Source organism: Pseudomonas sp. GD03842 (assembly GCF_029841165.1).
In the GTDB taxonomy this organism is placed as follows: domain Bacteria; phylum Pseudomonadota; class Gammaproteobacteria; order Pseudomonadales; family Pseudomonadaceae; genus Aquipseudomonas.
The window spans coordinates 267,066-290,935 of sequence record NZ_JAOCEA010000005.1 but is presented as its reverse complement, the minus strand read 5'-3'; the positions used below and the strand labels follow the sequence as shown (position 1 = coordinate 290,935).

22 protein-coding genes are annotated in these 23,870 nt (G+C 60.9%); 11 read left to right on the top strand and 11 right to left on the bottom strand.

What is annotated here, in order from left to right; all coding sequences use genetic code 11:
• The first annotated feature begins 137 nt into the window (after nt 1-137).
• From N5D61_RS09885 to N5D61_RS09860, 6 genes are all read left to right on the top strand, one after another.
• On the top strand, nt 138-770 hold the full coding sequence (locus tag N5D61_RS09885) for a TetR family transcriptional regulator (RefSeq protein WP_279892331.1): 633 nt from the start codon (nt 138-140) through the stop codon (nt 768-770).
• Between the two features lie 202 nt (nt 771-972).
• The gene (gene ureE, locus N5D61_RS09880) at nt 973-1,473 is read left to right on the top strand and encodes an urease accessory protein UreE (protein WP_108239470.1); all 501 of its coding nucleotides are present in this window, start codon (nt 973-975) and stop codon (nt 1,471-1,473) included.
• A gap of 10 nt (nt 1,474-1,483) precedes the next feature.
• Nucleotides 1,484-2,158: an urease accessory protein UreF gene (locus N5D61_RS09875; RefSeq protein ID WP_279892330.1), complete on the top strand. Its 675-nt coding sequence runs from the start codon at nt 1,484-1,486 to the stop codon at nt 2,156-2,158.
• 53 nt (nt 2,159-2,211) lie between these two features.
• Nucleotides 2,212-2,826, top strand: a complete 615-nt coding sequence (gene ureG, locus N5D61_RS09870; protein WP_108239468.1) for an urease accessory protein UreG — start codon at nt 2,212-2,214, stop codon at nt 2,824-2,826.
• Between the two features lie 27 nt (nt 2,827-2,853).
• Nucleotides 2,854-3,426, top strand: a complete 573-nt coding sequence (locus N5D61_RS09865) for a HupE/UreJ family protein (RefSeq protein WP_279892329.1) — start codon at nt 2,854-2,856, stop codon at nt 3,424-3,426.
• A 260-nt stretch (nt 3,427-3,686) separates the two neighbouring features.
• Nucleotides 3,687-4,823: an AGE family epimerase/isomerase gene (locus tag N5D61_RS09860; protein WP_279892328.1), complete on the top strand. Its 1,137-nt coding sequence runs from the start codon at nt 3,687-3,689 to the stop codon at nt 4,821-4,823.
• A gap of 73 nt (nt 4,824-4,896) precedes the next feature.
• Here the strand turns inward: N5D61_RS09860 and N5D61_RS09855 are convergent, their stop codons facing one another.
• From N5D61_RS09855 to N5D61_RS09820, 8 genes are all read right to left on the bottom strand, one after another.
• On the bottom strand, nt 4,897-5,670 hold the full coding sequence (locus tag N5D61_RS09855; protein ID WP_108239465.1) for an SDR family oxidoreductase: 774 nt from the start codon (nt 5,668-5,670) through the stop codon (nt 4,897-4,899).
• Nucleotides 5,671-6,500: 830 nt separating this feature from the next.
• Nucleotides 6,501-7,217: an ABC transporter ATP-binding protein gene (locus N5D61_RS09850; RefSeq protein ID WP_279892327.1), complete on the bottom strand. Its 717-nt coding sequence runs from the start codon at nt 7,215-7,217 to the stop codon at nt 6,501-6,503.
• Nucleotides 7,214-8,089: an ATP-binding cassette domain-containing protein gene (locus N5D61_RS09845; RefSeq protein WP_108239463.1), complete on the bottom strand. Its 876-nt coding sequence runs from the start codon at nt 8,087-8,089 to the stop codon at nt 7,214-7,216. Before N5D61_RS09845 ends, N5D61_RS09850 begins: the two co-directional genes overlap by 4 nt.
• On the bottom strand, nt 8,089-9,384 hold the full coding sequence (livM, locus tag N5D61_RS09840; RefSeq protein WP_279892326.1) for a high-affinity branched-chain amino acid ABC transporter permease LivM: 1,296 nt from the start codon (nt 9,382-9,384) through the stop codon (nt 8,089-8,091). Before livM ends, N5D61_RS09845 begins: the two co-directional genes overlap by 1 nt.
• Nucleotides 9,385-9,386: 2 nt before the next feature.
• Nucleotides 9,387-10,301 (bottom strand): branched-chain amino acid ABC transporter permease LivH, encoded by a 915-nt coding sequence (locus N5D61_RS09835; protein WP_108239461.1) that lies wholly within the window; start codon nt 10,299-10,301, stop codon nt 9,387-9,389.
• Between the two features lie 184 nt (nt 10,302-10,485).
• Nucleotides 10,486-11,619: a branched-chain amino acid ABC transporter substrate-binding protein gene (locus N5D61_RS09830; protein WP_279892325.1), complete on the bottom strand. Its 1,134-nt coding sequence runs from the start codon at nt 11,617-11,619 to the stop codon at nt 10,486-10,488.
• Nucleotides 11,620-11,975: 356 nt separating this feature from the next.
• Complete coding sequence (locus N5D61_RS09825) at nt 11,976-13,259, bottom strand: FAD-binding oxidoreductase (protein WP_279892324.1); 1,284 nt, start codon at nt 13,257-13,259, stop codon at nt 11,976-11,978.
• 207 nt (nt 13,260-13,466) lie between these two features.
• Nucleotides 13,467-14,969 (bottom strand): aldehyde dehydrogenase family protein, encoded by a 1,503-nt coding sequence (locus tag N5D61_RS09820; protein ID WP_279892323.1) that lies wholly within the window; start codon nt 14,967-14,969, stop codon nt 13,467-13,469.
• Between the two features lie 162 nt (nt 14,970-15,131).
• Here N5D61_RS09820 and N5D61_RS09815 point away from each other — a divergent pair, with 162 nt between their 5' ends.
• From N5D61_RS09815 to N5D61_RS09800, 4 genes are all read left to right on the top strand, one after another.
• Complete coding sequence (locus N5D61_RS09815; protein ID WP_279892322.1) at nt 15,132-16,037, top strand: LysR family transcriptional regulator; 906 nt, start codon at nt 15,132-15,134, stop codon at nt 16,035-16,037.
• A gap of 214 nt (nt 16,038-16,251) precedes the next feature.
• Nucleotides 16,252-17,451, top strand: a complete 1,200-nt coding sequence (gene pncB / locus N5D61_RS09810) for a nicotinate phosphoribosyltransferase (protein ID WP_108239456.1) — start codon at nt 16,252-16,254, stop codon at nt 17,449-17,451.
• Between the two features lie 61 nt (nt 17,452-17,512).
• A complete protein-coding gene (gene nadE / locus N5D61_RS09805) occupies nt 17,513-18,340 on the top strand; it encodes an ammonia-dependent NAD(+) synthetase (RefSeq protein WP_108239455.1) in 828 nt (275 codons plus the stop codon).
• Nucleotides 18,341-18,573: 233 nt separating this feature from the next.
• A complete protein-coding gene (locus N5D61_RS09800) occupies nt 18,574-19,590 on the top strand; it encodes a DUF1338 family protein (protein ID WP_108239454.1) in 1,017 nt (338 codons plus the stop codon).
• 76 nt (nt 19,591-19,666) lie between these two features.
• Here the strand turns inward: N5D61_RS09800 and azu are convergent, their stop codons facing one another.
• A complete protein-coding gene (gene azu / locus N5D61_RS09795; protein WP_279892321.1) occupies nt 19,667-20,113 on the bottom strand; it encodes an azurin in 447 nt (148 codons plus the stop codon).
• A gap of 191 nt (nt 20,114-20,304) precedes the next feature.
• Between azu and N5D61_RS09790 the strand changes: the two genes are divergently transcribed.
• Nucleotides 20,305-20,430: a hypothetical protein gene (locus N5D61_RS09790; RefSeq protein ID WP_279892320.1), complete on the top strand. Its 126-nt coding sequence runs from the start codon at nt 20,305-20,307 to the stop codon at nt 20,428-20,430.
• On the opposite strand, the gene N5D61_RS09785 is transcribed toward N5D61_RS09790, so the two are convergent.
• Together N5D61_RS09785 and N5D61_RS09780 are read right to left on the bottom strand one after the other, a co-directional pair.
• On the bottom strand, nt 20,411-21,307 hold the full coding sequence (locus N5D61_RS09785) for a transglutaminase family protein (RefSeq protein WP_108239452.1): 897 nt from the start codon (nt 21,305-21,307) through the stop codon (nt 20,411-20,413). The genes N5D61_RS09790 and N5D61_RS09785 overlap by 20 nt on opposite strands.
• A complete protein-coding gene (locus N5D61_RS09780) occupies nt 21,307-23,808 on the bottom strand; it encodes a circularly permuted type 2 ATP-grasp protein (RefSeq protein WP_279892319.1) in 2,502 nt (833 codons plus the stop codon). The genes N5D61_RS09785 and N5D61_RS09780 overlap by 1 nt, the downstream gene beginning before the upstream one ends.
• Nucleotides 23,809-23,870 lie beyond the last annotated feature (62 nt).

Sequence of the window (23,870 nt, the reverse complement as noted above, 5' to 3'; positions counted from 1 at the left end):
CTGGCGGGAGAAACCGCTGCCGGCGCGATGTCACGGCTTCTTGAGGCCTGCGGGCGGGTTCGGGAAACTGGGTTCGACGCCGCGCGAGGGCATTTGTTAGAGTGCGGCCCAAATTCGCTTCAAACAGTTCGAGTCCCATGCTGCCGCGCGCCGAACAGAAACAGCAGACCCGCCACGCCTTGCTCGATGCCGCCAAGGGGTTGATGGAGAGCGGGCGTGGCTTTGGCAGCTTGAGCCTGCGCGAGGTGGCGAAGACAGCGGGTATCGTGCCGACAGGTTTTTATCGCCACTTTGACGATATGGATCACCTCGGGCTGGCCTTGGTCAGCGAAGTGGGCCAGACCTTCCGTGAAACCATCCGCCGGGTGCGACATAACCACAACATCAACGGCGGCATCATCGACGCGTCCGTGCGCATCTTTCTGGAAGTGGTCGCGGCCAACCGCTCACAGTTTCTGTTCCTGGCCCGCGAGCAATACGGGGGCTCGCTGAAGGTCCGCCAGGCACTGGGGGCGCTGCGCGAAGCTATCATCGCGGACTTGGCGACTGACCTGGCCTCGATGCCCAAATTCCAGCACCTGAACACCGATGACCTTTCGGTGATGGCCGACCTGGTGGTGAAAAGCGTTTTTGCCATGCTGCCGGAACTGATCGATCCTCCGCCGTCGACCTTGGCGGAGCATTTGACGCCCCGCGCCAAGATCACTCAACAATTGCGTTTCATCTTCATTGGCGCCAAACGCTGGCAGGGGCTGGGCAGCACTGAGTGAGGGGACACTGCGCGCGCTTGATGGAACAAGGGCGTAATTGCACCAAATCAATGCACGCCCTGCCGATGCGCACCAACAAGCATCATGACAATGCCCCACCTTCAACCATCGCCCTCCCACCACCCGCCAATTTCTGACCACTCTGTCAGTTGGCAAGCCCCTTGCTCTGGCCCTGTCATCGCACATTGCTGGAAGTAATCCGATGCTGGTGATTCACCAACGAATCGACCCCCAGTCCGAATGGGCCGCTGAGCTGCATTTGAATTTCGAGGCCCGAAGCAAAAGTCGCCTGCGCTGTTTCAGTGCCGAGGGCGAGGATGTCGGGCTGTTTCTGGAACGCGGGCAACCCCCATTGCGTGACGGGGACTTTCTCAAGGCGCAGGACGGACGCGTCGTACGCGTTTGTGCACGCCCGGAAGCGCTGATGCACGTGACGTGCGAGAGCGCATTCGAGCTCACGCGGGCCGCCTATCACTTGGGCAACCGTCACGTCGCGCTGCAAGTGGGCGACGGTTGGCTGCGCCTGCTCGATGACTACGTGCTCAAGGCGATGCTGGATCAACTCGGCGCCACGACCACGTCCATCGAAGCGCCTTTCCAACCGGAGCACGGCGCCTATGGCGGCGGCCATCACCATTCGCGAGCTGGAGAAGAAGACTTCAACTACGCGCCCCGCATCCACCAGTTCGGCGTTCGCAAATGAGCGCGCGCCGATGAATAAGGCATGGGCGCTGTTACGTCTGGCGAGCCCGCAACTGCCGATCGGCGGCTACAGCTACTCGCAAGGCCTGGAAATGGCAGTCGAAAACGGCATCGTCACCGACCCAGCCACTGCCGGGCGCTGGATCGGCGACCAGTTGCTGCTCAACCTCTGTCGCTTCGAAGCGCCCATGCTGCTGGCCCATTGCGTCGCCGCGACCGACGGGGATTGGGCAACGCTGCGCCGACTGAGCGAAGAGCATCGCGCCAGCCGGGAAACCCGCGAGCTGCAACTGGAAAGCCGACAAATGGGCTATTCGTTGCAGCAATTGCTCAGCGGCTTGCCGGAACTGGACCCATCGGCCAGCGACTTTCTGCAACAAATCGACGAGCCGCACGTGGCGCTGGGCTGGGCGCTGGCCGCCCGTGCTTGGGCCATCGAACCGCAGGACGCCCTCGCCGCCTGGCTGTGGAGCTGGCTGGAAAATCAACTCGCGGTGCTGATGAAAACCTTGCCGCTGGGCCAGCAGGCCGCTCAGCGACTGACCACGGAGCTGACGCCTTTGCTGCAACAGGCTCAGCAGCGGGCGTGTGAAATTGACCAGGGACACCTCGGCAGTGCGCCGTTTGGCCTGGTGCTGGCGAGCATGGCCCACGAGCGTCAATACAGCCGCTTGTTCCGATCCTGACCGCTTAAGGGCCTCACCTTGAATCGCACAAGAAGATCAACGGAGAACACCATATGAACAGCCAACCTCTGCGCGTCGGCATCGGCGGCCCGGTCGGGTCAGGCAAAACCGCGCTGACCCTTGCCCTCTGTCTCGCGCTACGCGAGCGCTACAACCTCGCGGTGGTCACCAACGACATTTACACCCGTGAAGATGCGGACTTTCTGGTGCGCAACGAAGCCCTCGCGCCGGAGCGCATCATCGGTGTCGAGACCGGTGGCTGTCCGCACACGGCGATTCGTGAAGACGCGTCGATCAACCTTGAAGCGGTTGATCAATTGAACCGACGCTTCGAAGGGCTGGACCTGATCATCGTAGAGTCGGGCGGCGACAACCTCTCCGCCACGTTCAGCCCCGAATTGTCGGACCTGACCATCTATGTGATCGACGTGTCGGCAGGCGACAAACTGCCTCGCAAAGGCGGCCCCGGCATCTGCAAGTCCGACCTGCTGGTGATCAACAAGATCGACTTGGCGCCACTGGTGGGCGCGTCGCTGGAAATGATGGACCGCGACACCAAGAAAATGCGCGGCGAGAAGCCGTTCGTGTTCAGCAATCAGAAAACCGGCCATGGCCTGGAAGACATCATCGCCTTCATCGAGCGCCAGGGCCTGCTGACTGCCGCCTGATTTCAATCACTCCAAGGACTTCTGTTCATGAATTGCAAAAAACTCTTCGGCGCACTCGCGCTGCTGCTGGCACCGGCGCTGGCGTTCGCTCACCCCGGCCACGATGAAAGCGGTCTGGTCGCGGGGATCAGCCACCCCTTGGGCGGCCTCGACCACTTGCTGGCAATGGTCGCCGTGGGCCTGTGGGCTGCACAGCAGAAGGGCGCCGCGCGCTGGGCTTTGCCTTGCACCTTCGTCGGCACCATGCTGATGGGCGGCCTGCTGGGCTTCGAAGGGCTCGACGTCCCCGGCCTCGAAAGCGGCATCGCGGCCTCGGTGTTCGCCTTGGGCCTGGCGGTGGCGCTGGCTGTTCGTCCACCGCTGTTGATGGCGGTCGCGGCGACCGCGGTGTTCGCTTTGTTCCACGGCGTGGCGCATGGCTTGGAATTGCCCGAAATGTCCAGCCCTTGGGGTTATGCAGCGGGCTTCGTCGGCGCCACCGCCGCGCTGCACGCAGCGGGTTACGCTGTCGTCCGCTTCCTGCCTGCCGCTGCGGCACCTCTGGTGCGTATCGCCGGTGCGCTGTCGGCCGCTACCGGCATCTGGTTGTTCGCAGGTTGATTTGAAGGCGCATCGCCCCTCCCTGTAGGAGCGTGACTCGCCCGTGATCGGCCCGGGGTCGCACCCGACCGAGGCAGTCGTGAATTCGGCCACTGTGTCCTGACCCGACACTCCGCGTTGGCTGATTTTACTGCCGCTGCGCGCCAGATCACGGGCCAAGCCACGCTCCTACAGCGTATTGCGGCGACCATTTGATCGCCCCTCATCCCCGCCTCCTGCTACCATGTCGCGCCATTTGTCCTCTGCTGCGACGCCATCCAATGCCTGACGCCTCTTCTCTTCCTGCCAAGTCCGAATTGTCTGCGATGTTCGCTCGCGTGCAGCAGCATTTTACGGGAGTGATCGTGCCGCTCTGGCAAGGCCCTGGCTGGAATCCGGACCTGGCGTTGCCGTATGAGGCGCTGGACGCACAGCATCGACCGCTACCGCCTCAACGCTATCGCGCCATGGCCTGTGCGCGGCAGCTTTTCCTGTTTTCCAGCCTGATCGACGACCCACGCTTTCCCGACGCGCGAACGCGTGCAGCCGCGCTGTTCCGCTCGCTTCAGCACCACTTTCATGATTCGGAACACGGTGGCTGGTTCTACAGCATCGGTCCCGACGGTGTGCCGCTGGATCGCCGCAAGGATCTGTATACCCACGCCTTTATCATCTTTGCGTGCGCACATTACTGGGCCAAGGTCCGTGAGCCGTTGGTTGAATCCGTGTTGAACGCCGCCCTGCACGTCGTCGCCGAGCGCTTTGCCGATGGCGACGGTTTGTATGAGTCAGTGCTGGACGAAGACTGGGCGTTGCTGGGCGCCGGCCCTCTGCAAAACCCGCTGATGCACCTGGCCGAGGCCTTCCTGGCCACGCTGGAGGTGCGCGAGGACACCGCCACCCTCGCCGCTCTCGATGCGCTTGCCGACAGCATGCAGCGTCGCTTCATCGATGCCGACAAAGGAGTGATGCTGGAACGGCCGCTGGGCTCGGAGGACAACTGGTCAGAGCCGGGGCATCAGTTCGAATGGTTTTACTTGCTGGAGTCGTCAGACCGACTGCGTGGCACCGCCTTGCACCGCTCGCTGAACACCGCCTTCGACCATGCCGAGGCGCAAGGCGTCGATCCGGTTACAGGCGCAGTGGTTGCGTCGCTGGAGGTGGATGGACAAGTGAAGGACGGCACCCAGCGCATTTGGGCCCAGGCCGAATACCTGCGAGCGCTGACACTGCGCCCGCACAGCGAGCCACTGCTTGCGCGGCAACTGGCGGCCTTGCAGCAGCGTTTTCTGCACGCCGGGGGCTGGAACGAGTGCCTGGACAGTCAGGGCCGGGTCAGCCGCAGCGACATGCCCTCGACCACGCCCTATCACTTGGCGACCTGTTATATCGGCCTGAGTGAGTACTTCAGCGCCTGACACCCTCCGGTTGAAAGGCAGCACGTTCGATCACCCCCACGCGCCGCGCGGGAGCGATCAGCTTTATTTGCGCTTACTTCGCATCACCGCGGGTACGGTCGATGGCAAAACCTGCCCAGGTCTGGCTCACAGGCATCAATTCCAGGCTGTTGACGTTGACGTGGGCCGGTGTGTTCATGATCCAGAAGATCGTCTCGGCGATGTCCTGCGGCTGGATAGGCTCGGCGCCGGCATAGGTGGCGTCATACTTGGCCTGGTCACCGCCGAAACGTACCAACGAGAACTCACTCTCGCACAACCCAGGCTCCAGGTTGGTGACGCGCACGCCCGTGCCAATCAGGTCATTGCGCAAGTTGAGCGAAAACTGACCGACGAAAGCCTTGGTGCCGCCATACACGTTACCGCCCGGATACGGATAGTTGCCGGCCACCGAACCCAGGTTGACGATGCTTGCGCCGCGGCCATACGCAATCAATCGGGAAAGCAGCAGGCGAGTGGTGTAGACGAGCCCTTTGACGTTGGTATCGATCATCGTTTCCCAATCGTCGAGATCGCACTTCGGTGCGGGGTCGATGCCCAGCGCCAGGCCCGCATTGTTGATCAGGCCACGGATCTTGCCGAACTCGGCAGGCAGTCCTTCGATAGCCTTCTCCACGGCCGCCCGATCCCGCACGTCGAGCGTCAGGGTGTGGACCTTGGTCTTTTTTGACAACTCGGCGCTCAGCGCCTGCAGACGCTCTTCACGGCGACCGGTCAACACCAGCGACCAACCCGCTTCAGCGAACCGACGGGCACAGGCTTCGCCAAACCCGGATGTGGCACCGGTAATGAACACGGTAGAAGTCATTTGATTCTCCTGACTGAGGGTTTCGGCTGAGGGACAGCTCGGATTGACGCAAGCAAGCGCGTTGCGTGTAGGAAAGTTCTGGAGAATGCCCGCGCAGACGGTTCGGGATCAAGCCTGTCATGAAGCAGCGCCTTCGGCTTACTGCACCGTACAAAAAACGACCAATCCTCTACGAGCCTTGTACTGCATGGGCTGCGGACGCTTTTGCCCACCTTATCCACAGCCGGATGCACAAAATCCGGGGGCAACTTCAGCCGATGCAAGCAAACGCGCCAGGCCCCGGTAAGCCACATCCACGACGATTGCGCTTGACCGATCTCGCTTCTCGGAACGGCCTTGACTCCGACGATTCGCCTAGGCGGTCAAGATCGACCGCCTCCACCCTCGGATAACGCTATCCTCAGCGCTCTTTCCAAGGGTTGCACACAGAGTTATCCACAGGTCTTACACTGTCAAAAGCTGTATAAAATACCAGCCCACCAACCGTTGACAAACCTGCAGAAAACAGGACCCAAAAAGACTGTTCAAATTATAACCGACGCGCCAGAGCCCACGTAGATAAAGGCTTGTAGCTAACTGCCACCAAGTTATTCACAGCAGACTCCACAGTAAAACTGAACAAGTCAAAACCGTGACAAAACAACTGTTTGCAGCGGCTAACTGTCGAGGTTTGGCAACTGCTCAAAAAGGTTTTCCACAACGGCGCGTCGGAGCTCGAATCAGCCAGCACGGCGCTCGGCAGAGCCGGTCAGCCTTGCTCCCCCCCCCAAAAAAAACGCCCCGGTGTGTATCCACCCGGGGCGTTCATGAGGTCAGCGTAACGGACCGACTCAGTGGCCGCCGAGGTACGCGTTTCTCACTTCTTCGTTCGTCAACAACTCCTGCCCTGTGCCCGTGAGGCGAATTTCGCCATTGACCATGACGTACGCGCGGTCCGACAGCTTCAGCGCGTGGTTGGCATTCTGCTCGACGAGAAAAATCGTCATGCCCGTTTGAGCCAGTTCACGCAAGGTGGAGAAGATCTGTTTCACGATGATCGGCGCCAGCCCCAGGCTCGGCTCGTCCAGGAGCAAGAGCTTGGGACGGCTCATCAGGGCACGTGCAATCGCAAGCATCTGTTGCTCCCCGCCTGACATGGTCATCGCCCGCTGGTTGCGACGCTCCTTGAGGCGCGGGAACAGGTCGAACATCCGTTGCATGTCTTCCTTGGCGTACTGATCCCCAATGGGGATAGTGCCCATCATCAGGTTCTCTTCCACTGACATGTCCGGGAACACGCGACGCCCCTCCGGAGACTGCGCGATGCCGTTGGACGCGATGTAGTGAGACGACTTCTGAGTGATGTCGGTACCTTGATAGATAATCTGCCCGCGTGCGGCCCGTGGCTGACCGAAAATGGACATCAACAGCGTGGACTTACCCGCGCCGTTGGAGCCGATCAGGCTGACCGTTTCACCTTCGTTGATGTGCAGCGAGACCTTTTTCAGGGCCTGAATCGGCCCGTAGTACACGTCGATCTCTTTCATTTCGAGGATCGGCTTACTCATACCAACTCCTCTTCATCAGCACCCAGATACGCGGCGATCACTTTTGGATCGTTGCGAATCTGCTCCGGTTTGCCCTTGGCGATGACATTGCCATGGTCGAGCACGACAATGTCATCGGAAATGCCCATGACCATGCCCATGTCGTGCTCGATCAGCACGATGGTCATGTCATGTTCGTCGCGCAGGTGGCGGATCATGCCGCTCAGTGCTTCGGTTTCCTGCGGGTTGAGGCCTGCGGCTGGCTCGTCCAGGCAAATCACCTGCGGACGGGTGCACATGGCGCGGGCGATTTCCAGGCGCCGTTGCTGGCCATACGAAAGCTCGCCAGCCAGGCGGTTGGCGCAGTCCACCAGGTCGACCACCTCCAGCCAGTAGAACGCCGTGTTCATGGCGTCCTCTTCGGCCTTGCGATACCCCTTGGTGTTAAGGATGCCCGCGATCATGTTGCGGTTGACCCACATGTGCTGGGCAACGAGGAGGTTCTCGACGACGGACATTTCCTTGAACAGCCGTATGTTCTGGAACGTCCTCGCCAGCCCGGCGCGGTTCACCAGGTGGGTGCCGCCGAACATCTTGTAATAAAGGCGGCTGCCGAAACGCTTGGGCGAAGCGAAGTCGCTGGCGCGGAACTGTTCACCCAGCAGCTGAATGACGTCGGTTTTCTTGCCCCGCGCATTGAGTTCGATGCGCCCGCCCGTGGCCTTGTAAAAGCCGGTCAGGCAATTGAAGACCGTGGTCTTGCCTGCCCCGTTAGGGCCGATCAGGGCGAAGATCGAGTTGCGCCGCACTTCGAGGCTGACATCGCTGAGGGCCTTGATGCCGCCGAAATGCATCATCAGGTGTTCGACGGACAGAACGATTTCGTCGCTCATCAAAAGCCCTCCGCTTTTGCCAGCACGCCTTTGCGTGGTTGTACGCCGGTTCGGCTGATTCGGATCAGGCCCCGCGGGCGCCAGATCATCATCAACACCATCAGGACGCCGAACAGCAGAACGCGGTATTCGGCGAAGCTGCGCAACATTTCCGGCGCAACGGTCAAGACGAACGCGGCAATGACCACCCCGACGGTGGAGCCCATGCCGCCCAGTACGACGATGGCGAGGATCAATGCCGACTCGAAGAACGTAAACGACGTCGGGTTGACGAAGCCCTGATAGCTGGCGAAGAACACGCCGGCCAGTCCTGCGGTCGATGCGCCGATGGTGAAGGCCGAGAGCTTGACCAGCACATGGTTCAGGCCCATGGAGCGGCACGCGATCTCGTCTTCACGCAGGGCTTCCCAAGCGCGACCGACCGGCATGCGGGTCAGGCGATGCTTGATGTACAACACGGCCAGCACCACGAGGAACAGCACGGTGTAGATGAAAATGAATTTCAAGTCCGGGTTGTATTCGAAACCGAAGTATTCATGGATCGGAATGCCGCCGTCTTTGGCGCGGCGCCCGAACTCCAGACCGAAAAAGGTCGGCGAAGGCACTGGGACGCCATTCGGTCCACCGGTGAACGACAACCAGTTGTTGAGCACCAGGCGAATGATTTCACCGAAGCCCAGGGTCACGATCGCCAGATAATCGCCGTGCATGCGCAAGACGGGGAAGCCCAGGATGCAACCGGCGAACGCTGCGGCAATGGCCGCCAAGGGCAGCGCTGACCAGAAGCCCAACCCGAGGTACTGATAGCCGAGCGCGAGCCCGTACGCGCCGATGGCGTAGAACGCCACGTAACCCAGGTCGAGCAGGCCAGCCAGACCGACCACGATGTTCAGACCCAGGCCCAACAGGACGTAGATCAAACCAAGGATGACCACCGTCAGCACGTATTTGTCGGCGAACACCGGAAAGATCACGGCAATCAGGATCATCAGCGGAATGATGAAGCGCAACCGCGTCTTGTAACCCGGCGGCAGCACATGCACGCCCGACCCCGGCCGCTCGAAGCTGTCGGCGATCGCACGGCCCTTGGGCGTCTGCAGAAAGAGGCTCATGAAGAAACGGCCGACCACTACCACGCCGACCAGTACCGCGACGCGGCCCGGCTGCAGGTTGAAGTCGTAGCCATCCAGCACGATGCCGACGATGGGACCGAACACGATCAGTGACAGCAGACCCGCCAGCACAGCGTCGATCACGCTTTGTTTGATATCGATGGGTTTGACAGGAGCAGACATGGTTATACCTTCGCCACGAGTGGGCGACCCAGCAGGCCTTGAGGACGGAAGATCAGAATCACCACCAGCAGGCCGAAACTGAACACGTCTTTGTAGTCGGAGTTGATCAGACCGGAGAATTGCGACTCGGCAACCCCCAGGATCAACCCACCGAGCATGGCGCCCGGCAATGAACCGATACCGCCCAATACCGCAGCGGTGAAGGCCTTGATGCCGATGACGAACCCGGCGAAGAAGTCGAATGTGCCGTAGTTCATGGTGATCAGCACACCGGCCAGGGCCGCCATGGCGGCGCCGATGACGAACACATAGGAAATGATGCGGTCGGTGTTGATCCCCAGGATCGAGGCCATTTTCCGATCCTGCTGCGTGGCACGGCACATCCGGCCCAGCTTGGTGTATTTGATGATGTAGGTCAGCACGCCCATGCCGATGAAGGCGGCGACGAGAATGAAGATTTTGGTGTAGGTGATCTGCACGAAGCCCGTACCGACCTCGAAGCGCATGGCGCCTTCGAGCAGGGTTGGGACGCCTTGCTGGCGCGGCCCCTGGGCGATCTGGGCGTAGTTCTGCAGGATCAGGGAAATGCCGATGGCGCTGATCAGGGGCGCCAGACGCGTCGAGTTGCGTAGCGGCTTGTAGGCCACGCGCTCAATGACGAAGCCGTAGACGCCGGTCACCACGATGGTGAAGATCAGGGTGCCGAGAATCAGGAAGGGGAACGACTGGATACCGAAGAACGACAGCACGGCCAGGCCGATGGCTGCCAGATAGGCAGAGATCATGTACACGTCGCCGTGGGCGAAGTTGATCATGCCGATGATGCCGTAAACCATCGTGTAACCGATGGCAATCAGGCCATAGACCGAACCTAGGGTCAGGCCGTTGACCATTTGTTGCAGGAAAATACCATCCATCACGCACGCTCACGAACTTGAAGGCCAACCTGGTGCGGACCGGCAACACCCTCGTGAGGCGCAGCGGGACACACTCGATGGCAACAGAAGAAATCCGGCGCCACACAAGGCGGCGCCGATTACCGAATCAAGCGGCGCAGAGGTTCCAAGCCCGCTGAGCCGCTCGCTCGACTAGGCGCTCAACTCACTTCTGTTTTTCAAGCTGGTGGTATTTGCCGTCCTTGTCCCACTGGTAAACCACGTAGTCGGAGACCTTCAGGTCGCCTTTCGCGTCCCAGGCTTTTTCGCCCATGACGGTTTTCACTGGATGGGACTTGAGGAATGCGGCGGCGGCTTCGCCCTTGTTGGACTTCGCACCGTTGAAGCCGGCGGCCAGCGCCTGCACCGATGCATAGGCATACAGAGTGTAGCCTTCAGGCTCATAGCCAGACTTGCGGAACTGCTCGACCACAGCCTTGCTGTCGGGCAGCAGACGTGGGTCGGCGCCGAAGGTCATGTACACGCCGTCAACGTATTGAGCGCCACCGGCGGTGGTGACCAGTTCGTCGGTGACGACGCCGTCGTCGGACATGAACTTGACGTCTTTCAGGCCTTGCTCACGCAGTTGGCGAACCAACGGGCCGGCTTCCGGATGCAGGCCACCGAAGTAAACCACGTCGGCACCGACAGAACGGATCTTGGTCACCAGGGCGCTGAAGTCTTTCTCGCCACGGGTCAGGCCTTCTTCCAGAACCGGCTTCACGCCACGGGCAGTCAGTTGCTTGGCGGTAGCGTCCGCCAGGCCTTTGCCGTAGGTGTCCTTGTCGTTGATGACAGCGATTTTTTTGCCTTTGAGCACGTCGACGATGTAATCACCCGCCACAACGCCTTGCTGGTCGTCACGCCCGCACATGCGGAACATGGCGCTCAGGCCGCGTTCGGTCACAGTCGGGTTGGTGGAGCCTGGGGTAATCGCGATGATGCCGGCTTCGTCATAGACTTCCGACGCAGGAATGGTCGAAGACGAGCAGAAGTGGCCGACGACGCCGGCGACTTTTTCCTGAGACATTTTGTTGGCAACGGCCACGGCCTGTTTCGGCTCGCACGCGTCGTCGCCCTGAACCAGAACGATCTTCTCGCCGTTCACGCCGCCTGCGGCGTTGATGGCATCGGCTGCTGCCTGAGCGCCCTTCATGTACTGCTGGCCGAACGAGGCGTTGGCACCGGTCATGGGGCCTGCGACACCGATCTTGACGTCAGCCTGCGCCAAACCAGCCGCACCTATTGCAGTAGCGACTGCGAGTGCCAGAAAGCCTTTCCTGTAAAACGTCTGCGACATGAGTTGGTGCTCCTAGGTTTTTTAATTAGCACTGCGACCACAGAAATGCTCTGAGCAAGCGCCGTGCCATCGGTTTTTTATTCTTAAAAAAGTCATCGATTTGTTGTTATTTGACTGATTCGGGCCCTTTTTCACTGGGCGTGCAACCGTCTAAACCGCGCAAGGTGCAACCCTGCGACTTCAAAAGAGCAACCCGTGACGTCGGGACGAGCAACCTCGACGCGCCAACCTGTACAACCCTGTTGTAACAGCCTGCGTCACCGAACTGCACACCCCCGGTGCGAAGCCGCTACGGGACGCACCATTTCAGGCGACCGGATGTGCAAAAGGCGCTGGCGAAGGTTTCAAGTCCCGCACTAGATCACAATTCTCAAACACTGACCGGCATGGTATAGCGAAAAGCCAGCCTCATACAGCGCGCTGCGCAAACCGATGCCAGAGAGCGGCTGCATGGGCGAGAACGGGATTGGCAGTACCTGAGGGTCGCCACTGCACAGGTAGTCGGCGAACGCCTTGCCCACCACGGTGCCGGTCGTATTGCCTCGACCGTTGTACCCCGTGACGGCGACCAGTCCTGGTGCAGGCTCGAACATGCGCAGCAGATGATCGGGGGTGAATGCGATGCATCCGGTCCAGGCGCATTCCCATTCGACCTTCTTCAAATACGGGAAGTAGTGCTGCTGAACCCGGTCGGCCCAGGCTTTGAGAAACCACGCCGGCTTTTGATTGCCGTTGCCCAGGCTGCCCAGCAGCAGACGCCCGTCGGCATCACGGCGAATGCTGCTCAACACCTGGCGTGTGTCCCATGAACCCTGGCCACCGGGCAGGATTTGCTGCGCAGCTTCTTCGGTCAGGGGCGCGGAAGCGACCTGATAGTAGTAGCCGGGAAAAAAGCTGCGACGCAGTTGAGTCCACTCTCCTTCGGTGTAAGCGTTGGAAGCGATGACCACCTGATCGGCGATGACCGAACCGCCGTCGGTGATCACGCACCAGCGCTGGCCCTGACGCTCGAGCCGCGAGACCGGCGAGTGGTCGAAGCGCTGCCCGTCCAACGAGGTGACCGCCGCCGCCAGGCCACTGGTATAGGCCATTGGGTTGATGGTGCCCGCCCGGTGGTCGAGCAGCGCGGAGGTGATTTCCTGGGTGCCGGTGGCCTCTTGGCAGGCTTTGCCGGTAAGTAACTCGATCGGTGCGCCACGGCGCTTCCATTGTGCTTCACGGCTGCGCAAATCCTGTTCGCCTTTGGCGTTGTGCGCCATGTGCAGCGTGCCTTTGCGCGTGGCCTGGCAGTCGATGCCATACCGTTCGATCAGGCTGAACACCAGCGACGGCGCATTGCCGAGCATCGTGTTGAGCTGACTGCCCACGCGCTCACCAAAACCGGCCTCGATTTCGTCGGGCGGAATCCACAATCCGGCATTGACCAGCCCCACATTGCGCCCCGAGCCGCCCTGGCCGGTGCGATGGGCTTCCACGATGGCGACTTTCTTGCCCTGTTCCAGCAGGTGAATCGCTGCCGACAACCCTGTGATACCGGCGCCGATCACACAGACGTCGACGCTCACCTCCCCCCTCAACGCTGGCGCCTCGGGCCTCTGCGGCGTCAGCGTTTCCCACAGACATTCTTCGCGTAGCGGCATCGCAAAACCTCAGAAAGAGACGTAGCCAAACCGTTTCCTGCACCACATACCTGTACCGATCGTTACTGATCGTTCCCATGCTCCGCGTGGGAACGCCGTGGGTGGCGCTCTGCGTTACACAAAAACGGACGCAGAGCGTCCATCAAGGCGTACCCACGCAGAGCGTGGGCACGATCGTCACAAAGGAGTGGCGCTTAACTTACGGCATCAATCAAATGTAATCCCTTGCGCCAGCGGCAGCTCACGCGAGTAGTTCACGGTCGCGGTCTGACGGCGCATGTAGCCTTTCCAGGCATCCGAACCGGATTCACGGCCACCGCCCGTTTCCTTTTCGCCACCGAACGCGCCGCCGATCTCTGCACCACTCGGGCCAATGTTCACGTTGGCGATGCCGCAGTCGCTGCCCAACGCTGAAACGAACTGTTCGGCCTCGCGCACGTCGGTGGTGAAGATGCACGAAGACAGGCCTTGCGGCACCTCGTTGTTCAGGCGCACGGCGTCCGTGAAGTCGTCGTAGCCGATCACATACAGAATCGGCGCAAAGGTCTCGCTGCGCACCACATCGCTCTGCTCTGGCATTTCCACGATGGCGGGCGAAACATAGAACGCGTTCGGGAACTGATCGGCGAGCTGGCGCTTGCCGCCGAACACCTTGCCGCCTTCGCTCTGCGCCTGCTCAAGCGCCTCCTGCATGTTCTCGAAGCTCTGCCGGTCGATCAGTGGCCCCACGAGATTGCCTTCCAGCGGGTGACCGATGCGGACCTTGGCGTAGGCAGCCTTCAGTCGCTCGACGAACTCGGCCTTGACCGAGTTATGGGCGATCAGGCGGCGCAGCGTGGTGCAGCGTTGGCCTGCCGTGCCGACGGCGCTGAACAGGACAGCGCGCACCGCCAGATCCAGATCGGCGCTCGGGGCCAGAATCATCGCGTTGTTGCCGCCCAGCTCAAGAATGCTGCGCGCGAAACGCGCGGCAATCTTCGGCGCCACTTCGCGCCCCATGCGAGTGCTGCCCGTGGCGCTGATCAATGCAACGCGGCTGTCGTCGACCAAGGCTTCACCCGCCTCGCGGCCACCCACCACGCACTGCGTCAGGTATTGAGGCGCCTCTGGGAACTCAGCGGCAACGCGGTCGAACAGCGCCTGGCAGGCCAGCGCGGTCAGCGGCGTCTTTTCCGACGGTTTCCAGATGACCGAGTTACCGCACACCAGCGCCAACGCGGTGTTCCAGGACCAGACCGCGACCGGGAAGTTGAACGCACTGATCACGCCCACGATGCCCAGCGGGTGCCAGGTTTCACGCATGTGGTGGCCCGGACGCTCGGAGGCAATGGTCAGGCCGTAGATCTGGCGGGACAGGCCGACGGCAAAATCGCAGATGTCGATCATTTCCTGCACTTCACCCAAGCCTTCTTGAGTGATCTTTCCCGCTTCCCACGACACCAATTCACCCAGCTCGGCTTTGTGCTTGCGCAACGCCTCGCCGTACAGGCGGATCAGCTCGCCACGACGCGGGGCAGGCACTTTGCGCCAGGCTTCGAAGGCATGTTCGGCTCGGGTGATGCGCTGCTCGACTTCAGCCGCGCTTTCCCAGCTCACCGAAGCGACCTGGCTGCCATCGATGGGGGTGTGCACAGGCTTGTCACCCTGCTGGTAGAGCGCTGGGGCGACGCCGAGGCCATTGAGTAGGTCGCTTAACTGAGCGTTTAACATGATTTCTCCTGGATTCTGATGAATCGAAAACGCGAAGGCGCAGAACGTCTATTCGGTTATTTCGTCAGCTTCTAGTAATAGCTGGGCTGACGCAGTGCAACAAACGACGATTAAGCGAGATATCATTCCGTTTTTTCATGCAGACCCTGAGCACGCCTGAATATGCTGAACAGACGCCACCTGCCGTCCATCACGGCGCTGCAATGCTTTGAAGCGGTGACGCGCCATCTCAGTTTCACCCGCGCAGCCGAAGAGCTGAACCTGACGCAAAGCGCTGTCAGCAAACAGGTCGCGCAGCTCGAAGAACTGGTTCAGCACCTGCTGTTCAGACGCGTTCGTCGCAGGTTGCAGCTGACACCTGCTGGCGCGCTGTACTTGGGGGAGGTGAGAAAAGTCCTGACCCAGATGGAGATGTCCACCCACTTCCTGCGCTCCTACGGTGGAGAAACCGAGGTCTTGCGCGTGTCGACGCCTTCGACCTTCGGCGCCCGCTGGCTGGTGCCGCGCCTAAAAGGCTGGCGCCTGCGCCACCCGCACATTCACTTGGATTTGGTGAATGAGCAGGAAAGTGACGACTTGGCGCAAAGCCGTTGCGACGTGTCGTTCTATTTTGGCCAAGGTGCGCGCCCCGGCGCGGAGAGCGTGAAATTGTTCGGTGAAGAATTGGTCCCGGTGTGCGCACCTGACTGCCTGCCCGAACAGCCGTTCAGTGACCCGACGCAACTGGCCGACCTGGTGCTGCTGCAGTGCGCCCATCGCCCGCAAGGCTGGCATGAATGGTTCGACAGCCAGGGGCACCAGACCGAACACAGCTACCACGGGCCGCGTTTCGAGACCTTCTACATGTGCATCCGCGCCGCGCAGGTTGGCTGTGGCGTCGCACTGCTGCCGCGTTTTCTGGTGGAAGAAGAAATCGCGGACGGCAAGCTGATCATTCCCTGGCCGCATGCACTGCCCAGTCATGATGCCTACTACCTCGCCTACCCCGAGCACGCGGCGGAGGTGCCCAAGATCCGGGTGTTCGTGGAATGGATGCTGGAACAACTGCACTCGCCAACGCCGCAGTAGGCCGAGACCGGGCACGATCAGCCGATCCGTTCACGGCTGGCTGAAACATTTCTGCCCCAACCCGGCCTCGACTGGCATTATGTCCGTCATCGCCAATAACACGCCGGAAGTAGTGGCATGGAGCCAATACCAGACGCTACCGCACGGTTGTATGCGACCCCATTTGACTTTTCATGGCCGCACTCTGGCGGCCCCTGCTGGCTGGAGCGACACAATGAGTGAGAGCGCTTTTGCGGACCGGATCGTTCAGAACCTGCTCGATACCGACCTCTACAAGCTGAGCATGATGCAGGCAGTGCTGCACAACTACCCCAACGTCGACGTCGAATGGGAGTTCCGCTGCCGCAACAGCGAAGACCTGCGACCCTATCTGCCGGAGATCCGGCATCAGATCGAGCAATTGTGCGATTTATCCCTGAGCCTTGAAGAGACGGGATTCCTCGAGCGCATCAATTTCATGAAGCCTGATTTCCTGCGGTTCCTGGGCTTGTTTCGCTTCAATCTGCGCTACGTGTACACCGGCATCGAAAACGATGAATTGTGCATTCGCCTGTCCGGCCCCTGGCTGCATGTGATCCTGTTCGAAGTGCCGATCCTGGCCATCGTCAGTGAAGTGCGCAACCGGCACCGCAACCCGGAAACCCTGCTCACCCAGGCGCGCGATCAGCTCTACCGCAAGTTCGACTGGCTCAACGACGCCGCGACCCCCGATGAGCTGGCCGAGCTGAAAGTGGCGGATTTCGGCACTCGGCGACGCTTCTCGTATGCTGTTCAGGAAGACGTGGTAGCGGTGTTGAAAAAGGATTTCCCCGGCCAGTTCGTCGGCACCAGCAATGTCCATCTAGCGCGCAAGTTCGATCTCAAGCCCCTTGGCACCATGGCCCACGAGTGGATCATGGCCCATCAGCAACTGGGGCCTCGCCTGATCGACAGCCAGATCGCCGCGCTCGACTGCTGGGTGCGGGAATACCGGGGCCTGCTCGGCATCGCCCTGACCGACTGCATCACCACGGACGCCTTCCTCAACGACTTCGATCTATTCTTCGCCAAACTCTTCGACGGCCTGCGCCACGATTCGGGTGATCCTGTGCAGTGGGCAGAAAAATGCATCGCTCACTATCAGAAGCTGGGCATCGATCCGATGAGCAAGACATTGGTGTTTTCCGATGGTCTGAACCTGCCCAAGGCCTTGGAAATATTCAGGGCGCTGCGCGGTCGGATCAACGTCAGCTTCGGCATCGGCACCAACCTCACCGCAGACGTGCCAGGTATTCAGCCCATGAGCATCGTGCTGAAAATGACCGCCTGCGCCGGCCAGCCAGTGGCGAAGATTTCCGATGAGCCTGGCAAGACTCAGTGCAAGGACCCGGAATTCGTTTCCTACCTGCGCCATGTTTTCAAGGTGCCTGTCTGACTCGAGCACCGGACTGCCTCACTTTTTACATGCCTCTTTTTCTTCTCATAAGGAGTCAATCATGCAAGCCGTACAGCACGAGATCGCCAGTGCACTCAAGGTCCAGCCGCCATTCGCCAGCCAGGCCGAGCTTGAAACCGAAGTTGCGCGCCGGATCCAGTTCATCAAGGACTGCCTGCACAACGCCCGCTTGAAGGTTCTGGTGCTGGGCATCAGCGGTGGTGTGGACTCGCTGACCGCCGGTCTGTTGGCCCAACGCGCGGTCAGGGAATTGCGTGAGAGCACCGGCGATGCCGCCTATCAGTTCATCGCCGTACGCCTGCCCTACCACATTCAGCACGACGAGCATGAAGCCACGGCTTCCGTGGATTTCATCAACCCTGACGAGCGTCACACGGTGGACATCGCGCCTTCGGTCAAGGCACTGGTCGAGCAGATCAAGGCGTTCGAAGGCCAGTCGGACGCAGCGGTGGACTTCGTCAAGGGCAACGTCAAAGCCCGTACCCGCATGGTGGCGCAATACACCATCGCCGGTGCTCGCGGCGGTCTGGTCATCGGTACCGACCACGCGGCGGAGGCTGTGATGGGCTTCTTCACCAAGTTCGGGGACGGCGCCTGCGATCTGGCACCGTTGAGCGGTCTGGTGAAGAATCAGGTTCGCGCCATCGCCCGTCATTTTGGCGCCCCCGACAATCTGGTCGAGAAAATCCCTACCGCGGATCTGGAAGATCTGGTTCCGGGCAAACCCGACGAAGCTTCTCACGGCGTGACCTACGCCGAGATCGATGCCTTCCTGCACGGCGAGCCCGTGCGTCAGGAAGCGTTCGACATCATCGTCAACACCTACCGCAAGACGCAGCACAAACGCGACCTGCCGTACGTCCCTTGATACGCGCTCTTCGTAGGAGCGCGCTTGCCCGCGACGAGGGGGCGTCAGGCACAACGTGGGTGCCTGACACACTGCGTTCGTCCAGATGCAGCCCTGACCAAGCGCGCCCTACGCCAGCATATTCCGCGTCGTTCAATAGAAAACGGAATGAACCCGCAGTTTTTTTTCGCTTGTCCCTCCCCGTGAACGGGGCTTAGATAGCCCTCTGACTTTCTCGCTCAGAGCCGCTATCCATGACCCCATTCCAAGGCCTCTTTTCCCTCGTCGCTTCCACCGTTGGCCAGCCCGCTGCACAGTGGCTGGAAAGCCGTGTCGAAGTCCCGCAGGCGCTGCAGCGCTTTTCCTGGTCGGCAGACTCGGTCCATCGCGTCTGGCTGGCAGAAGCACTCAACCTGTGCCTGTTTCATAAGCTCGTCGACGCGGTGCCAGACGGCCTGCGTTATGTCGATGAGCAATTCCAGAGTGGCCGTAAGGTGATTTTCGACCACGGCGCGATTCGCACCGTGGATTGGGCGCGAAACGGCGAACTGCCCAGGGGACGCCTGGCGTTTTCCCGGCTGCTCGAGCCGCTGGGCTTTACTGACGTGCGCACCTATCCGCTGACCAAGCTGAACATGACGGGGTGGGGTTATCGCCAGATGGATCTGCCGGAAGACATCGCGCAGTTCTTCGTCTCCGAGCTGCACCCAGGCCGGCTGAGCGAGGCATTTCAAAACGCCGTCAGCCGCGTGGTTGGGTCGAGCCGGGACCCACTGGGCAACGAAGACCTGAGCACGCTCGAGCGGCTGCGCCTGACCCGTCATTGCAGCCTGGCGGAAGCGATGCGTCTGCTGCCGAATCTGTATCGCGCCTTCGGCCGCCAGCATGGTGCAGTGCAAGAAGCCGACTATCGCCAGTTGCTCAGTGAAAGTGCGGAAATGGCGTGGATTTCCACCGAGGGCAACAGCTTCAATCACTTGACCGACAGGGTCGAGAATCTGGAAGCCACGGTGCAGGAGCAGGTGCGACGCGAGCGCCCGATGAAAGACAGTATCGAAGTGTCGGCATCAGGCCGAGTCATGCAGACCGCCTACAAAGCCTGCACCGTGGCGCGCGATCTGCTGGACGCCGAGGGCGTGGCCAGAAGTCATCAAGTGCCGGGCTCGTTCGTCGAGTTCATTCAGCGCAAGCTCGATCCGGATAGCGGAACGCTCGACCTGAATTTCGACAGCAGCAACGCTCAGGGAATTTTCAAGATGACGGCGTCGTAACTGCCCGGACATCGCTCTATCCGTAGGTGCGCCCTTGCCATGGGTGGCACGTGCGCGCCTACAGATGAAATCCCGATCACTTCAGGGTCACGGAGCCCTTCATCATGCTGATGTGGCCCGGGAATGAGCAGAAAAAGCCGTACTTCTGCGCAGGGTCCAATTTCGACACATCCAGGGTCAACGAGTCCTTTTCACCCGCGCCGATGATCTTGGTGTGGGCAATCACCCGCGCATCACCTTCTTTCAGGTATTGCTTGTCGATCCCCGCACTCAGGCCGTCGGTGGCGATGGGCTGCATGTCGGCTTCCTTGCTGATCACCAGGTTATGCCCCATCACATTCTTTGGCAGGCTGCCGGAATGCTCCAGGTTGATGGTGAATTCTTTGCAGCTTTTGTCGATTTCGATGGCTTTGGTGTTGAAAGACATTTGATCGGTGGAGTCCACGGTCACCGAACACTCGGCGGCCAGCAGGTGTCCACTGACCAGGGTCAGCAGAGATGCAGCAACAAGCTTGCGAATCATGAACGAGTCTCCTGAATGGGGTTGCTCTTGGTTTTTGTATACAAAGAGTGCCCTAACTTTACACAATTTATCAATCACAGATTATGAAACCTGCTGCAGGGCCTCTATCAGGCCTATCGAGACAATCAAGCAGCGGCCGCCACAGTGCCGCTCTAACATCGGCTTGTCACTCATTTATCAGGATGATCATCATGCAGCTCAATGCACTCTTCCGCAGCTTGCTCGCCGCTTACGCATGCGGCGCCAGCGGCAATTACGCCAGTGCTATTCAGGAATACAGCGACTACCGCCGGGGCGTCAGTCCGACAGTGGCATGACCGTCACCCGCACTTCCGGGTCGTGATGGCCGCCGCCGAGAATGACGCCGCGCAACGGTGAGACATCCGAAAAGTCTCGCCCCCAGGCCAGGCTGATGTGCTCCAGCGCAGGCTGGATATTGTTGGTGGGGTCAAAATCCACCCAGCCCAAGGTCGGACAGAACACCGACACCCAGGCATGGGAGGCGTCGGCGCCAATCAGACGGGGCTGGCCGGGTGGCGGCTGGGTCAACAGGTAACCGCTGATGTAGCGTGCCGCCAACCCACGAGAGCGCAGGCAGGCGAGCATCAAATGGGCGAAGTCCTGGCAGACGCCGCGGCGGCGTTCGAGCACCTCCACCAGCGGTGTGGCCACTTGGGTCGCTTCGCCATCGAACGTGAACTCGTCGAATATCTTCTCCATCAATGCCCGTGCGCACTGCAGCAAGGGCCGACCAAGCGGAAAGCACTCTGTGGAGAACTCCACGAACGATTGCTTGAGGTGCACATAAGGCGACTCGAAGCGGTAGCGGCAGGCATCGAGAATGTCCGGCGACATTTGCAGGGCATTGTAGGTCAGCGTGCTGCGGGCAAGCTCCCATGGCATCGAGTCCTGAAAATCCAGCGCGGGCCGCGCCAGCACCTCGATTCGCAGCCGTGCATTGACCTGCAACTCATCATGGGGGCGCTCGAATGCCAGCCGGGTCAGCGGATTGCCGAACACGTCCAGCTCGTCGCGTCGAGTGGTCGGCTGCGGGTTGATCTCCAGACGCTGGTCGAGGCACCGCTGCCATGGACTGACCCGCGGCCAGAGATGCGCCAATTGCTGCGCCAGCGACACGGGGCTGTCGTACTTGTAATGGGTATCGTGAAGGATTTCGTAATGGGCGCTGTTCATCAGACGGACACCGTGCGCTGGCTGACGTCATCGACATGGGCGAAATGGCGCAGGGACAAGCGGTCCGATACCTGCCCGCTGACGTCGCCAATACGTTGCAGCAGGTCTGCCAGCCCGTGAAGCGCTGCCGTCACGCTGCTCTCGCCGAACAGCCCGTTTTCGAGGCACCCCAGATCGAACGTGGCCAGGCGCTGGGTCAGCAGCGAAAGGTTGTTGTCATGAGGCACACCGAAGTCATCGTTCAGACGCTTGACCGAGCGCCGCACCAGTTTGAGCTGGAACAGCACGGCGTGCGGGTTTTGCTCGTCGAGTAACAGCAGGTCAAGCACGGGAATCAACTGCGGCAATGCCAGATAACGCGAGCGATAAGTAATGCTGCTGTTGCCCAGTTCCAGCAACCAGTCCAGGGCATCCTGATCGAACACCGTGTCGCTGCGCAGGAACGCGGCCAAGCTGGTGCTGAGGAACTGCAGGCGCTCGATGCGCCGACCGATCATCAGGAAACGCCAACCGTCATCGCGGGTCATGTCGTCGAGCGCGAAACCCGACAGCGCCGCAAGGGACATGACCAACCGATTGAGGAAATCCAGAAGCTCGCCAAAGTCCGGCTGGTCGGTGTCGAGGTTCGCGGCTTCGCGCTGCAACTCCACCAGCGCCTGCCAGTTTTCCCGCGAAAGCTTGCCGCGCACCTGCGAGGCGGCCCACTGCAGGCGCTGCAAATTGGAGCGCAGGCTGAACGGCCAGTCTTCGCCCAGCAGCGCATCGAGCAAACGCTCGTGCAACTGCCGAGGCTCTTCTTCGTCCTCCGCCGGCACCAGATTCAACCGTTCGCCCAGTTCGACGGCCGCTTGCAGGGCCAAGGGATCATCGCCATCCACGTAACGGGCGAGCATGATGCGCAGCAACCGTGCGCTGTCGTCGCAACGCTCGCAATAACGGCCGAACCAGAACAGGTTTTCCACCACCCGCGATGGCAGATAAGGGTCGCGACGTATCAAGTCGTGAACGCCCAGCGAATGACGGTTGCGCCAAGGCTCACTGCCCGATGTGCGCTCGCCGAGAATCCAGGTGTCCTTGCTCGCCCCACCCCGCTGCATCGACACCACGTCGGCGTCGGCCTCGGCCGCGACGCGGGTCAGCCCGCCTGGCAATACACGGTAGCCGTCGGCGGTCGCCACGGCGTACACGCGCATACCAATGGCGCGCGGCTGCAATTGTGCGTCTTCGCCTTGCCAAACGGGTGCGTGGGACAGTTGCGCCAGCTCTTGGGCAACATAGGCATAAGGCCGGGCCTGCATGCGGGCGGCCAATGCCTGGCGTTGCTCGTCGTTGAGGTCGCGGCCGAAGACCGGGGCGAAGCTCTGCGACGGAAAGGCCGGTTTGATCAGCAATTCCGGGATTTTTTCCAGCGCTTGGGCCAGGACAGGAGGCTCGCCGCACCACCAGGTTGCAATCGACGGCAGAATCAGTTCTTCGCCGTACAGGTGCTGATTGATCTTGGGCAGGAAACCCAGCAAACCCGGGGATTCCAAAACGCCGCTGCCCAGCGCGTTGGCCACGACGACACGCCCCTGACGTACCGCTTCCAGCAAGCCGGGCACACCGAGTGCGGAGTCGGTACGCAGCTCCAGCGGATCGCAGAAATCATCGTCCAGACGCCGCATGATGGCGTGCACCCGCCGCAGCCCACTGAGGGTTTTCAGGTAGACCGTCGCATCGCGCACGGTGAGGTCACTGCCTTCCACCAGCGGATAGCCCAACTGGCCCGCGAGGTACAGGTGTTCGAAATAGCTCTCGTTGAAGCGTCCCGGTGTCAGCAGCACGATCAAGGGGACTTCCATGCCACTCGGCGCCTGACGGGCCAGGGTCTCCTGCAGCGAACGAAAAAAGCCGGACAGATGTTGCACTTCCAGGTCGCGGTACAGCTCGGGAAAGGCCCGGGAAATGATCAGGCGGTTTTCCAGCGCGTAACCTGCGCCAGACGGGGCCTGCGTGCGGTCTGCCGTTACCCACCAGCGACCATCCGGCGTGCGGGCAAGGTCCACGGCATACACGTGCAGAAAGGTGTTTTCAGGCGGGGTGACGCCTTGGCAAGGCCAGAGAAAATTGTTGTGCCCGAACACCAGCTCGGCAGGCAGCATGCCGTCGGCGATCAGCTTCTGTGGGCCATAGAGATCCGCCAGGACTGCATTGAGCAGGCGCGCACGCTGCGCGATGCCGGCCGCGACCTGTTGCCATTCCTCCACCGGAATCAGATGCGGCAGCAGGTCCAGCTCCCACGGCCGGTCTGCACCTTTGGGATCGGCGTACACGTTGTAGGTCACGCCGTTTTCCTGAATCTGCCGGGCCAGCAATGCCTGGCGCTGTATCAACTGCGCAGGGGTGCTGCGTTGCAGATGCTCGTAGAAGCGCAGCCAATGCGGCCGGACAGCGCCGCTGGCGTCAAGCATCTCGTGATAATTACCCGCAGAGAGCGGATATCGGTCAAGCAGGTCGGGCATGGAAGGCTCGGCAGACAACTAAAGGGATCAGATTAGCGCAGACAGAATGACACTCAGTGGCT

What these genes read in the sequence shown, in the direction of transcription:
- N5D61_RS09885 (WP_279892331.1), top strand. Translation starts at nt 138, where the DNA reads ATGCTGCCGCGCGCCGAACAGAAACAGCAGACCCGCCACGCCTTGCTC.
- ureE (WP_108239470.1), top strand. Translation starts at nt 973, where the DNA reads ATGCTGGTGATTCACCAACGAATCGACCCCCAGTCCGAATGGGCCGCT.
- N5D61_RS09875 (WP_279892330.1), top strand. Translation starts at nt 1,484, where the DNA reads ATGAATAAGGCATGGGCGCTGTTACGTCTGGCGAGCCCGCAACTGCCG.
- ureG (WP_108239468.1), top strand. Translation starts at nt 2,212, where the DNA reads ATGAACAGCCAACCTCTGCGCGTCGGCATCGGCGGCCCGGTCGGGTCA.
- N5D61_RS09865 (WP_279892329.1), top strand. Translation starts at nt 2,854, where the DNA reads ATGAATTGCAAAAAACTCTTCGGCGCACTCGCGCTGCTGCTGGCACCG.
- N5D61_RS09860 (WP_279892328.1), top strand. Translation starts at nt 3,687, where the DNA reads ATGCCTGACGCCTCTTCTCTTCCTGCCAAGTCCGAATTGTCTGCGATG.
- N5D61_RS09855 (WP_108239465.1), bottom strand. Translation starts at nt 5,670, where the DNA reads ATGACTTCTACCGTGTTCATTACCGGTGCCACATCCGGGTTTGGCGAA.
- N5D61_RS09850 (WP_279892327.1), bottom strand. Translation starts at nt 7,217, where the DNA reads ATGAGTAAGCCGATCCTCGAAATGAAAGAGATCGACGTGTACTACGGG.
- N5D61_RS09845 (WP_108239463.1), bottom strand. Translation starts at nt 8,089, where the DNA reads ATGAGCGACGAAATCGTTCTGTCCGTCGAACACCTGATGATGCATTTC.
- livM (WP_279892326.1), bottom strand. Translation starts at nt 9,384, where the DNA reads ATGTCTGCTCCTGTCAAACCCATCGATATCAAACAAAGCGTGATCGAC.
- N5D61_RS09835 (WP_108239461.1), bottom strand. Translation starts at nt 10,301, where the DNA reads ATGGATGGTATTTTCCTGCAACAAATGGTCAACGGCCTGACCCTAGGT.
- N5D61_RS09830 (WP_279892325.1), bottom strand. Translation starts at nt 11,619, where the DNA reads ATGTCGCAGACGTTTTACAGGAAAGGCTTTCTGGCACTCGCAGTCGCT.
- N5D61_RS09825 (WP_279892324.1), bottom strand. Translation starts at nt 13,259, where the DNA reads ATGCCGCTACGCGAAGAATGTCTGTGGGAAACGCTGACGCCGCAGAGG.
- N5D61_RS09820 (WP_279892323.1), bottom strand. Translation starts at nt 14,969, where the DNA reads ATGTTAAACGCTCAGTTAAGCGACCTACTCAATGGCCTCGGCGTCGCC.
- N5D61_RS09815 (WP_279892322.1), top strand. Translation starts at nt 15,132, where the DNA reads ATGCTGAACAGACGCCACCTGCCGTCCATCACGGCGCTGCAATGCTTT.
- pncB (WP_108239456.1), top strand. Translation starts at nt 16,252, where the DNA reads ATGAGTGAGAGCGCTTTTGCGGACCGGATCGTTCAGAACCTGCTCGAT.
- nadE (WP_108239455.1), top strand. Translation starts at nt 17,513, where the DNA reads ATGCAAGCCGTACAGCACGAGATCGCCAGTGCACTCAAGGTCCAGCCG.
- N5D61_RS09800 (WP_108239454.1), top strand. Translation starts at nt 18,574, where the DNA reads ATGACCCCATTCCAAGGCCTCTTTTCCCTCGTCGCTTCCACCGTTGGC.
- azu (WP_279892321.1), bottom strand. Translation starts at nt 20,113, where the DNA reads ATGATTCGCAAGCTTGTTGCTGCATCTCTGCTGACCCTGGTCAGTGGA.
- N5D61_RS09790 (WP_279892320.1), top strand. Translation starts at nt 20,305, where the DNA reads ATGCAGCTCAATGCACTCTTCCGCAGCTTGCTCGCCGCTTACGCATGC.
- N5D61_RS09785 (WP_108239452.1), bottom strand. Translation starts at nt 21,307, where the DNA reads ATGAACAGCGCCCATTACGAAATCCTTCACGATACCCATTACAAGTAC.
- N5D61_RS09780 (WP_279892319.1), bottom strand. Translation starts at nt 23,808, where the DNA reads ATGCCCGACCTGCTTGACCGATATCCGCTCTCTGCGGGTAATTATCAC.